The organism is Burkholderiales bacterium (genome assembly GCA_036262035.1).
Lineage (GTDB): Bacteria > Pseudomonadota > Gammaproteobacteria > Burkholderiales > SG8-41 > JAQGMV01.
This window is the reverse complement of record DATAJS010000009.1, coordinates 217,291-228,300: the sequence shown is the minus strand read 5'-3', so window position 1 is coordinate 228,300 and position 11,010 is coordinate 217,291. Positions and strand designations below refer to the sequence as shown.

At 67.8% G+C, this 11,010-nt stretch carries 9 protein-coding genes; all 9 read right to left on the bottom strand.

Annotated elements, in window-relative coordinates:
• Positions 1–21 precede the first annotated feature (21 nt).
• Genes VHP37_07060 through VHP37_07020 form a run of 9 tightly spaced genes read right to left on the bottom strand, consistent with a single transcriptional unit; the run spans position 22 to position 11,003 of the window.
• Positions 22–1,608 carry a GMC family oxidoreductase gene (locus tag VHP37_07060; protein ID HEX2826087.1) on the bottom strand — a complete coding sequence of 529 codons (1,587 nt, stop codon included), beginning with the start codon at positions 1,606–1,608 and terminating at the stop codon, positions 22–24.
• Positions 1,602–2,609, bottom strand: a complete 1,008-nt coding sequence (locus VHP37_07055; protein HEX2826086.1) for an aldo/keto reductase — start codon at positions 2,607–2,609, stop codon at positions 1,602–1,604. Before VHP37_07055 ends, VHP37_07060 begins: the two co-directional genes overlap by 7 nt.
• Positions 2,609–3,775 (bottom strand): glycosyltransferase, encoded by a 1,167-nt coding sequence (locus tag VHP37_07050; GenBank protein ID HEX2826085.1) that lies wholly within the window; start codon positions 3,773–3,775, stop codon positions 2,609–2,611. The genes VHP37_07055 and VHP37_07050 overlap by 1 nt, the downstream gene beginning before the upstream one ends.
• A gap of 11 nt (positions 3,776–3,786) precedes the next feature.
• On the bottom strand, positions 3,787–4,962 hold the full coding sequence (locus VHP37_07045) for a glycosyltransferase (GenBank protein ID HEX2826084.1): 1,176 nt from the start codon (positions 4,960–4,962) through the stop codon (positions 3,787–3,789).
• Positions 4,959–6,413: a hypothetical protein gene (locus VHP37_07040; GenBank protein ID HEX2826083.1), complete on the bottom strand. Its 1,455-nt coding sequence runs from the start codon at positions 6,411–6,413 to the stop codon at positions 4,959–4,961. The genes VHP37_07045 and VHP37_07040 overlap by 4 nt, the downstream gene beginning before the upstream one ends.
• On the bottom strand, positions 6,410–7,393 hold the full coding sequence (locus VHP37_07035; GenBank protein ID HEX2826082.1) for a glycosyltransferase: 984 nt from the start codon (positions 7,391–7,393) through the stop codon (positions 6,410–6,412). Before VHP37_07035 ends, VHP37_07040 begins: the two co-directional genes overlap by 4 nt.
• Entirely contained in the window at positions 7,390–8,370 is a 981-nt protein-coding gene (locus VHP37_07030) for a class I SAM-dependent methyltransferase (GenBank protein HEX2826081.1), read from the bottom strand. The genes VHP37_07035 and VHP37_07030 overlap by 4 nt, the downstream gene beginning before the upstream one ends.
• Before the next feature lie 15 nt (positions 8,371–8,385).
• Positions 8,386–9,831 (bottom strand): hypothetical protein, encoded by a 1,446-nt coding sequence (locus tag VHP37_07025; GenBank protein ID HEX2826080.1) that lies wholly within the window; start codon positions 9,829–9,831, stop codon positions 8,386–8,388.
• A 35-nt stretch (positions 9,832–9,866) separates the two neighbouring features.
• Positions 9,867–11,003, bottom strand: a complete 1,137-nt coding sequence (locus VHP37_07020; protein HEX2826079.1) for a glycosyltransferase family 4 protein — start codon at positions 11,001–11,003, stop codon at positions 9,867–9,869.
• Between the last annotated feature and the right edge of the window lie 7 nt (positions 11,004–11,010).

The window sequence follows — 11,010 nt, the reverse complement described above, 5'->3', positions numbered from 1 at the left end:
TCTCGGCGCGCTGCCCGCAACTCACGGTGTGCGCTTTGCGGCCGAGAGTCGATCGGCCAGTCGCAGCGTCAACGCCATCATGGTGAGCGTCGGGTTGGCGCTGCCGCCCGTCGGAAACACCGAGCAACCGGCGACATACACGTTCGGCACGCCATGGACCTGCAGGTGCCGGTCGACCACGCCTTGTGCGGGAGAGTCGGCCATGCGCGTCGTGCCCGCCTGGTGGTAGGTGTCGTGCACGTGTCCCCGCCAGACTTCCAGTGTTTCGAGCTCTCTCGAGCGCCAGTCTATCGCCCCGCCCGCGAGTCGGCCGCACTCTTCGGCAAGGCGCTGTACGAACACCGCGGCCGTGCGCAGCTCGCGCTCGGTGATTCTCCAGTCGATTCGAAGTCTCGGCATGCCGAGGCGGTCGACCTGATCCCCGAGCAGGACGCGGGAATCGCGGTTCGGTGCCTGCTCGACGTCGACCTGGAAGTAGCGATCGGCGCCCGGCGGCACCGGCACCCGGCCGCCGCAGGCGAAACTCGCTGCCAGCCGGAAGAAGTACGGCAGGTCCGTGACGATGTCGACGGTCTCGCCAAGCCGCGGCAGGAACCACTCGCGCTGCTGCAGCCGCCGCAGCACCGATCGCATCGCGGTGAAGGCGCTGCGCGCCCCGTGCTCGAACTGCAGATGCGCGAAAGCGGCGCTGCACCCGTACCGCGCCTGCGCGGCGGGGGTGAGCTCGAGCCGCGGATAGTGCATGACCTGTCTCGAAAACCGGGGCGAGAACGCGCGCAGCAGCGCCGGCGCAGCACGCACGAGCTGCGCGGCCCGAAAGCTCAGGTGGTCGTGAAAATAGCGCCCTACGTTGTCGTGCTCGTTGCCGAGCCCGGCCGCGGCGACATCGTTCGACGCGAGCATCAGCCGCGCCGTTTCGAGCGTACCCAGACAGAGCACGAACGTGCGCGCACTCACCTCGACGCGCCGGCCGTCGGCTCGAGCCACCGCGGCGCCGGTGACGCAGCCGCTGTCGCGATCGAGCCTCAGGCGGACCACCGGCGCGTGGTAGAAAACGTGCACATCCGTGCTCCGGGAGAGCGCCGGCCCCAGCAGCTCCCAGACGTTGCGGTGGCGAAAACGCGCCCACTTGGAGTAACGCCATGCAAACGCGCTTTCATCGAACGCCAGAGGCTCCATCGGCAAATGGCGAGCGAGGGTGCGGTCGAACGGCAGCGCGTCCACGTGCAGGAGCGCCAGGGCGCGCCGGTAGTACGGCTGCAGTACCTCGTACCCGACCGGCCATCCGCTGTGCGGCACGTGCTCGCGTACGTCGAAATCCTCGGGGTGCAGCGGCAGCAGCTGCGCCCCCCACTTCAGCGAGCTGCCGCCGAGCGCCCGGAAGCGCCCCTGAACGTGACCGGCGTACGGTGCGCCGACGACATCCGCGTCGAAGAAGAGCTGAGAGGCCTCACTGAGTCCGCGGCCGCCCGCTTCCAGCACCCCGACCGAGAGCGCCTTGCCGGCGAGCGCGTGCGCGAGCGTCAGTCCCGCAATTCCACCGCCGATGATGCAGACGTCGAATTGCAGCCGCGCGTCGAGCCCCGCGGCCGCGAAATCGGTCAGCACGACCGCTCACCCGGCGCGGCGCGCTCCGCGTGCGCGAGGCGGAGCGCGCCCGCGATGTACTGCAACGCAGAATCCGGGACCGCGTCGCCGCTCGCCCAGCGAGCGGCTTGTGCAATGCGCTCCGGCCGCAGCGACGAGAAGAGCACCACGCCCTCGCTGTTCGCACGCAGTGCGAAAGAGAACAGCACGTGCGCGAGCGCATCGGCACCGCGCAGGTCGTAGCCCGTCGCATCGCGTATGTCGCTCGCGATCGCCGGGCGCTCGCTGCAGCAGCGCTGGAGCACGTCGAGCGCGCGCGAAAGCGGACTGAAGGTTATGAGCGGTTTGCCGAGGGCTTTCAACGTCTCGATCTGTCCGTGAACGAGATCGCTGTCCGCCTGGACGATTTCCATGAGCTCGGGGAACTGCCGGGCGACGTCGGTCACTTTCGGCACGTAGCCCGCGCCGCCGAACGCGCGCACACGACCGCGCGCGCGTTCGCGCTCGAGCCACTCCAGCAAAGGTCCAGGCCAAATGAGCGTCGTCTCGGGCTCGTGCATGAGCAACAGGTCGACCGCGTCGACGCCGAGGTCCGCCAGACTGCGCTCGAGACTCGCCGCCGCGGCCCCCGGATCGAAGTTCTTGGGCAGGTACAGCGCACCGGCGCGGCTCGCCGCATGCCTGCGCAACGCCGGAAAGCGCTTGATCAGGCCGCGGGCGATGCCCTGCAGCTTGCCCATGCCGAGCGTCGGCCTGCGCAAAGTGATGCCGAACTTCGTCGCGATCGTCACTTCGCCGCGGCGGGAGCCGAGGAACGCGCCCAGCTCCCTCTCGGCCTGCCCGAGCCCGTACATCGGCGCCACGTCGAAGTGGCGGATTCCGGCGTCGAACGCTGCGGCGAGAACGCTCATACGCTCGCGACGGCGTGAAAGCCGCATCAGGGAGCCGCAGCCGAAAGCGAGGCGGCTGGTGCTGATGCCGGTTGCGCCCAGAGTGACGCGATCGTTGTCGGCTCGCACCATCAGTCCAGCATGTGCTCATCGGGCCGCGGGCCGCGCCCGAGCAGCCACTCGTAGCAGCGCTGCGTATCGTGGGCGACCTTGTCCCAGGAGAGCGTCTTCATCACGTAGTCTTTTCCGCGCGCCCCCATCGCATGCCTCACCGCGTCGGGCGTGGCGAGCGCTTCCTGCAACGCGCGCTGGATCGACGGCACCCCGGGTTGGACCCACCAGCCGCAGTCATGGGTGCGCAGGCATTCCCACGGCGCGCCCGTCGTGGTGATCACCGGAAGTCCCGCCATGAGCGCTTCCGCGACGGTCACGCCGAAATTCTCGGAATACGTGGGCAATACGAAAAGATCCGCCGCGGCGTACACGCCCCATTTATCGTGCTCGTCGACCGGGCCGGTGAGCGAGCAGCATTCGGTCAAGCCGTGCTCGGTGATGAGGCTCGACAAGTGCGCGCCGTAACCGTCTTCGTCGGGGCCGGCGATTTGCAGCTTCCAGCCCGGCGGCCTGAGCGCAGCCCACGCCGCGATCAGGTCCTGCGCGCCCTTGCCGGGGTGCAGGCGGGACAGGAACAGCGCGACGCGCTCCCCACCCGCGCTGCGCGCACGCGGCTCGCGCAGCGCAAGCTCCGGCGCGCCGCTCACGCCGTTGGGCACGATCGCGATCGGCTGGCGCAACCCGAGCCGCCGCAGGTCTTCACCTTCGTCCGCCGAAGTCACGATAAAGCACGCGACCGAATCGAGATCCGCGCGCTGGTACAGCAGCAGCGCGATCTTCTTGCGGTATCGCCGGTGGCTGAGAGCCCATCGCATCAGCATTCCGCGGGGGCTGGACACCAGCGGAACATGTACCCGGCGTGCGACTACGGCGGCGGAGTGGTTGTTGCCGGCCCACGCGCCGTGGTCGTGGATGAGCTCGGGTTTCGAGTCGGCCGCAACCTGTCCGAGCAATGCGGCGAACTTGCGCCACGAAAGAATTCCCGACCCGGCGTGATCGCGCGTGTCGGTCAGCGCCAGACGCACCTCAGGATCGAGCAAATGCCCTGACACAGGCACGCCGTCGAACGTCTGGCTGACCAGATTGACCGTGGTGCCGCGGCGAGCGAGTGCGTTGCAAAGCGACGGCACGGTGCGCGACGGACCGCCGAAGCGCTCGTAGAGACCGCCGACGGTATGCAGCACTCGGCAGGTGCTCAAACCGGGCAGACCATGGCTTGCGATATCTCGAGCATGCGCCGGCTGAACACGGGCGGAGCGCAGTTCGTGACGACCCACGCACGGCCCCGCTCGACGCGCTGTGCGTACTCGTGGGGACTGAGCGCCATCGCCTGCTTCATCGCTTGCGCGAGCGACGCGCCGGTCTGTTGTTCGTACAGCAGGCCTCCACCGCTCGCACGGATGACTTCCGCCGGACCGCCGGAGCCGCTCCACGCGATCGGCAGACAACCGGCCTCCAGCGACTCGAAGATGACGCGGCCGAGCGACTCCTGCCAGGACGGACATATCCACGCGAGCGCGCCGGCCGCGAACGCGAACACGTCGGCCTGGTAACCGCCCCAACGCACCTGCTCCGCTATGGCGAGTCGCACCGCATGCCGTTGCAGGTGAGTCGCGAAATCGTCTCCGTCGGGCGCGCTTCCGGCGAACGCCACGGTCGCCTCGATGTTCTCGCTCTTGAGCACGGCGATCGCGTCGAGGAGCACGTCCTGGCCCTTCAATCTCGCGATGCGGCCGACCGAAGCGAAGTGCGGAGCGGCCGGGCCGCGCCCGGCTTCATGCGGCCGCGCCGCGCCGTCGCGCGAACGGTAAGGATCGTAGAGCCTGTGCAGGCGGTCCTCAGGGATCGCGCCGCTCTCCCGAAACCTGTCTCGCACGTAGTCGCTGACAGCCACCACGCAGCCGTCGAAGCCGTGGCTCGTCACCAGCCGCGCGATGTAGTCGACGTCGTCGGCGAGTCTGACATGCGCGAGTATCGGCACCGACAGGAGACGCGCAGCAAGCATGGCGATCCGGGTAGCGCCGGCCTGGTTCACATAAATGATGTTCGGCCGGAACCGGAGCGCCGCCAGGATCAGTCCGGCGGCTCCGAGCGCCCGCGACACGCGCGTCTTCTTGTGCAGATCGGCGATGAACCACGGGTAGCGCGACACCGGCAGGCTCGCGAGCTCCGCCTCGATGGGAGTGGCGCGCGGGAAGCAGACGCCGATGTCGATCGAGCGCGCCGCGCAATGCAGGAAGTCGAGCAAGACTCTCTCCGACCCCCAGAGGTTGCCGGCGGGTTCGACGACGAGCATGCGGATGCCGCGCCGCGGCCGTGGAGGGGCCTGGGTGTCCGAAGCCGCGGCCGTCGTGAAATCACGGACCGTCAACGCAGCCTCACGCGCACCCGGGGACGTGCGACCGCGCTTTTGTCGCCTGCGCACAGGTACATCAGCGCCGCCTGGACCAGGATGAGCTGGACGATGCCGCCGTAGACGCCGGCGGTGCTGCTGCCGATGAAGATGAGCCGCGCGACGACGGCGACCAGCACGGCAAGCGCGCCGATGTGATCCGCGTGTAGCGGCTCGGCTCGCAGCCGTTCGAAGTTCGGCAGAGTCAGCAGCCGCAAGGGTATGTACGTGAGGATGCCCAATATCAGGAAGACCGGAAAGACGCCGACGGCTCCGAAGTTCATGATGGCTTCGCCGAGCTCACCGACGCCGAACATCGTGCGCTCGATGCCCTCCTCCGTCGTCACTCCGTAGTTCAGCGCATATTTGTTGTTCGCCACCTGTGCGATCGGCTTGTCGGGCCAGAGGAAGCGCGGCACCCAGCCGACGACGAGATACATGTACGTGTGTCCGTTCTCGTAAGGCACGACCTCCGGCGACCAGTCCAGTATGTGCGCGGTCTGCAGGAGCAGGCTGGTGCGGTTCGCGCTCGACGCGGAGACGCGGGCGCTGCCGATCTCGGCCCCCAACCAGTGCTTCACGAACAGGTCGCCGAACAATGCGACCTTCTCGGTATGGCTCATCGGCGTCGTCGTCGTCCACGCGATGTCGCGATACTGCAGCTTCACCGGCTGGATGAGGATCACCGCGAGGACGGCTCCCACGACGAGCGAAATCTCGAGCTTCTTGACGACGATCCAGCGGCAGATGAACCAGATCATCGCGGGTTGAAGCATCGCCTGCGTCATACCGGTGGAGATGCCGTTCACGACGAATCCCGCGACCACGGCGACCGCCAGAGCTTTCTGCCACATCGCGAGCACCTTCTTGTAGAAGAGCAGCGCGAGCAGCGCGGTGATGAGGTCCTGCGACGCGACGGCGTTCACGACCTGCTCGAACGGCCCGAAGGAGTCGGTGCGGATCATGGAAGCGATACCCAGCGCGATGGCGTAATAGAACAATCGCTCGGGGACGCAGCGAAACTGGAAGCGCGGAAGCGGCACCCGTGCGAACACGTTCGGGCCGAGCTTGTAGCCGCACCAGAGCGCGCTGACCGCGACGACCGCGAGCAGGATGCACGCCGTCACCGGTACGGTGTCCGGATAGATCGTTCGGGCGAAGAAAGCGAGCTCCCGCTCGTAGAAGACCGGCAGCGAAAAGGCGCTCACGAACGCAAGCTGGACCAGCTCGACCACCGGCACGTACGAGCGCGCGCCGCGCAGGTACACCACCGTAGGCACTGTTCCGACGACGAACAGGAGCCACGCGGCCAGCCTCGCCGCCAGCGGATACGTGGCGTCGGCGAACAGGACGAAGAGCGGCAGCGCTGCGATGTAGCAGGCCGCGGCGATCGCCGCTGCATTGGTCAGAAACACCCGGCGTCGTATCATGATCCTATCGTTTCTAAGATGTAGCCCAGCCGCTGGCGATACGTGTGCTCGGAGTGCGCCCTGCGCGCGGCGTTGGCGCGGATACGCTCCGCGAACGCGGGGTCGCGACGAATGCGCCCGAGGTGCTCGTCGAGCTCTTCGAACGAGCGAAAGGCGAGATACTCCTCGTTCTCCGTGAAGCAATCATCCATCGCCGCCTTGTGCTCCGACACGAGCAGCCCTCCGCAGCCGCAGGTCTCGAAGACCCTGCAGTTGAGCGTGTCGCGCTCGGCCGGGGCGAACGTATTCAGGCACGCGAGCGCGCGGCCGAACTCCTGCGCCTTGCGCGTATGGTCGAGAAACTCGCCGGTGTGCAGCTTCGCGATCTCCGGGTCGATCCAGGCGGAGGGCGCGGGGCCGAAGCAGCGCACCTCCCAACCGGCCGCTACGAGCCTGCGCAGGACGGCCGCCCGGTATCCGTACAGAGTACCGGCAACCGCCACATGTCCGGCGCGCTCGTCCGTGTTCGGTCGATGCCACATCGGATTGCATGCTTCGTGCAGGTGATGCGCGTTCAGCCCGAGCACGTCGCGCAGGTCGTCGGCATAGCGCCTGTCCTTCAGGAATACCGCATCGTACTCGCCGGACACGACGTGGTCACGCCGGATGTTCGACGGCGCGTCGCCGAACCAGCACACCACCGCGCTGCCGGTCCGGGAGCGGATCATGCGGACCGTGTCGGGTTCGAGCGTGCGCGTGCACACGATGGTGAGGTTGGGCCGAAATGCGGCCGCCGCGTCGAGGACCGCACGATCGAGCCGCAGCTGGCTCGCGCGCACTCTCTCCCGCACGCTTTCGATCACGCGGCCGACGCGGCCGAGCGACCCCGCCGGGCGAAACCCATGGAAAGGCCGCACATCGTGGCCCATCGTCTTGCACGTCACGGCGACATTGTGCGTGAAGAAATCCCCGTGGTCCGGGCCGGCGACGAAGATCTTCACGGGGTGCCCGGCACCTTTGCGCGCGCATCCGCCCCTGGCTGCCCCGGCTTGCGCAGCGCCGCGTAGAGCGTATGGGCGCAACCGCTTCCGGCAAATCGCAGCCTGAGCTTCTGCCGCGCGTTGTGAACGACCACGTCGGGCTGACGGCACAGCCGCGCGGCACGGTCGCCACCGGGCGCGTACTCCCGCATCGGCAGCGGGTTGTCCCTGGTCTCGTGGTGCACGAGCTCGAGTCCGACGCTGCCGGCGATCCGCCGCAGGTCGGCCGCCCGCGGAAAGAGCAGATGCTCGAAATCCTTCCCGGCGCCTATCCACTCGGCGCCCCAGCGTTCGATGCACGCGCCATTCGGCGTACCGCAAAGGAATTGCCCGCCGGGCCTGAGCGCGGCGGCGATGCGCTGGAACGCGAGCAGCGGCGCTTTCAGGTGCTCGACGACGTCGAAAGCGGTTATGACGTCGACGCTGCCTTCCTCGTGCAGCTCGCTCTCGATCGTGCCGATGCGGATGTCCAGACCGTAGGCCGAGCGGCCATGATTCGCGGCCTTATCGTCGAGCTCGATCCCGCGAACCGCCGCTGCTCCGCTGTTACGCGCGAGCACGAGCATCTCTCCGCTCGCGCAACCGAGATCCATGAACACCTTGCCGGAAAGATCGCCGCAGCGGCCGCGCACGAAATCCCACCCGGTCAGGCTTCCCGCGTTGAGACCCTCTAGCCGCGATTCGAAGTAGCTGCGCCCGCGATAGAAATCGTGCTCGCCTTCGAAGTATCCGCCTGCGTAGTATGCGGCGAGCGCCTCCTGGGTAGGCTGCGGATTGACGTAGTACAACCCGCAGTCCCGGCACGCGACGATGTCGAGTCCGTCCGGCCGCCGCAATACGGCGCTGCAGCCGGTCTCCGCGCAAACGGGGCACGCAACGACTTCGAGCGCGCCGCCCTCTACGCACGACCACGTGCCCGTACCTGCCGCGTCAGTCATCGCCCCTGTCCCGGATCACGTCGTCGAACGTGCATATCGCCACAGCTGACTCACTGTTTGCCGGCCCGTGACGCCGACCAGAAGCACGAATACCGCAAGAGCGACGGGCAGCGCGGTCCACGCGGCGACAGGCGCGTGCGCATGAAAGCGAACGAGCTCCGCCGCGGCCGCCGCCGCGGCGACCGGAATCACGACCAGCCGCACCAGGGCGCCGACGGCGCGGGCGGCCGACACGCCGAGCAGCGCCGAGCTCTTGTAGTGCAGATACCAGGCATTGGTCGCCAGCCGCGCACAGACGGTGGCGGCGATCACGCCGGTCAAGCCCCATAGCTGTATCCACCAGATCGAAAGCGCCACGTTCAATATCGCTTCCGCGACCGACATCACCGCATACCGCTGATGCTGTGCGGACGCCTGCAGCAGTACATCGGCCGGGCCCAGTGAAGCCTGGACGACGAAGAAAACCAGCATGAAGAAAAACGCCGCGTCCCCGGGAAAGATTCCGCTGCCCGCCCACATGGGTATGAGCGTCTCGCCGGTCATCCACAGGACGAGCGCCGCGCCGCCGCCCGCGAGCAGGGAAATGCCGAGCAACAGCTCGTGCAGCAGTTTGAGCCGGCGAATATCGTGGAGCGCGAAGGCTGCCGATATCTGCGGCTGCGCTACCGCGGCGAATATGGCGATGACCCCCTGCAAGCCCATTATCAGCTGCATCGGTACCGCGTAACGAGGCACATATTCCGGTCCCAGATATGCCGCTATCACGAGACTGTCGATGCCGAACACGAAGATCGCCGCGAGCGAAAGCACCCAGTAGGCCGACGACGGGGCGAGCAGCTGCCGCGCGAACGTGCGGTCGAACCTCGCGCGGGCGATCACGAGGCCGGGAACGAGCGAGCGCAGCCGCAGCAGCGCGAGCGTGCCCGGGATGACGCTGAACGCTGCATTGACGATGGCCAGCCCGACGAGCCTGCAGCCGGCGACGAGCGCGGCGGCGAGACCCGCGTAGCGTGCGATGGTCACGCTCGTGACGATCAGCTGCTCCTCGTGCACACGCTGGGTGGAGCGCAGCGTCACCGTGAACAGCTGAAGCGGCAGCGCGAGGAGGAAACCGGTGGCCGAGATCGCGCCTGCCGTGAGCTGATCGAGCGGCAGACGAAAACCGAGAACGTACGCGATCACCGCGCCGGCGCACAGGGCGACGGCCGCGATGCCGATGGCTATCCAGTACGCGATCCACGCGGTCGACAGCACGCGCGAGAGCTGTGCACCGTCGCTCGCCACATGCGCCGCGGCCGTCTCCACGGCGACGGTCTGCGCGATGCCCAGGTTCAGGAGCGCGAGATAGCCCGTCAGGCTCATGATGATGAGCCACGCGCCGTACTCGGCCTCGCCGAGGCGCGACACGTAAACCGGGACGAGCAGCAGCGGCCCGATGAACAGCACGGCGCGCGTCAGCACCGTCGCGGCGAGGCCTTTTTTCAGAGCGCGCGGGTTCATCTCGCTCCGCTGGACCACGCGAGAATCCGGTTCTTGAGCCAGGCGAATCGCGCATCGTAGTTGAGCTCCGCGAGATGGTGGCGCCGCGCCGCGGCGGACATCGCAAGCCGGGCCGGCTCGTCCTCGAGAAGTCGGCGCACTGCGTGCCCTATCCGCTCGGGCGTCGCATCGTCTATGCAGGCGCCGACGCCGCGCCCCTCGACCAGATCGGCCGCTCCCGGCACCGCGTTCGTGATTTGCGGCACCCCGCACGCCATGGCTTCGAAGCGCTTGTTCGAGGCGCCCGCGGAGTACGTGAACCCGAAGGAAACCGGCTTGACGAAGGTGAGCGCGAGATCGGCGTCGACGGTATAGCCGAGCACGTCGGGATATGCGATGCGCCCGAGAAAGACCACGCGGTCGAGCAAGCCGTTGTCCGCGGCGATCGTCTCGAGAACACGGCGTAATGACGGTTCGACCGGACCTGCGAACACCATCACCGATCGCTGCGGCCAGTGGGGCATCGAGCGAACGATGTCGTCGGCATGGTAGTTGAGCGCGACCGAGCCCTGAAAAAGGACGATGTGCCGTGCCTCGATGCCGCGCGCGACTAACTCGGCTTTCAGCCGCCCCTGCGGCAGCGTCTCCATGCGCCGCGCATAGTTCTCGATCACGACCGGCGCGGTTCGGAGCGCGTTCTCCCTGTGGAATACCGCGGCGCGGTGGGAATCGGGCATCGAGACGACGTCAGCCGAGCGCGCGGCGCGCGTAGAGAGCGCGTCGTAGCACGCGTGCCGCCACCTGGTGCGCCACGTCCATGCTTTGCTGAAGTCGTTCGGCGGTTCGTGGAAGTGCAGGATTTTGCGGCCGGCGAATGCCGTCGAGCCGACGATCGCGCACGCCGCCGAGTCGTAGGCGATGCAGACCCGGCTGCCGGAATCGCGCATCCACGCCCGGGTCGCGCGCACGAAAGCCACGGTCTGCGATATGCCGCCATCGAGCAGCGGCCGCACCAGCCGGACATCGCGGTGCAGACTGGACAGCGCGCCGGGGGCGGCACCGCCGTCCAGCAGCGTGACGCGCAGGCCCGCCTCCGCCAGCAGGTTCGCCTGGTTGAGGGTCGGCGGGTAGCCCGCGGCGTCCGACCTTTGCACCAACAGC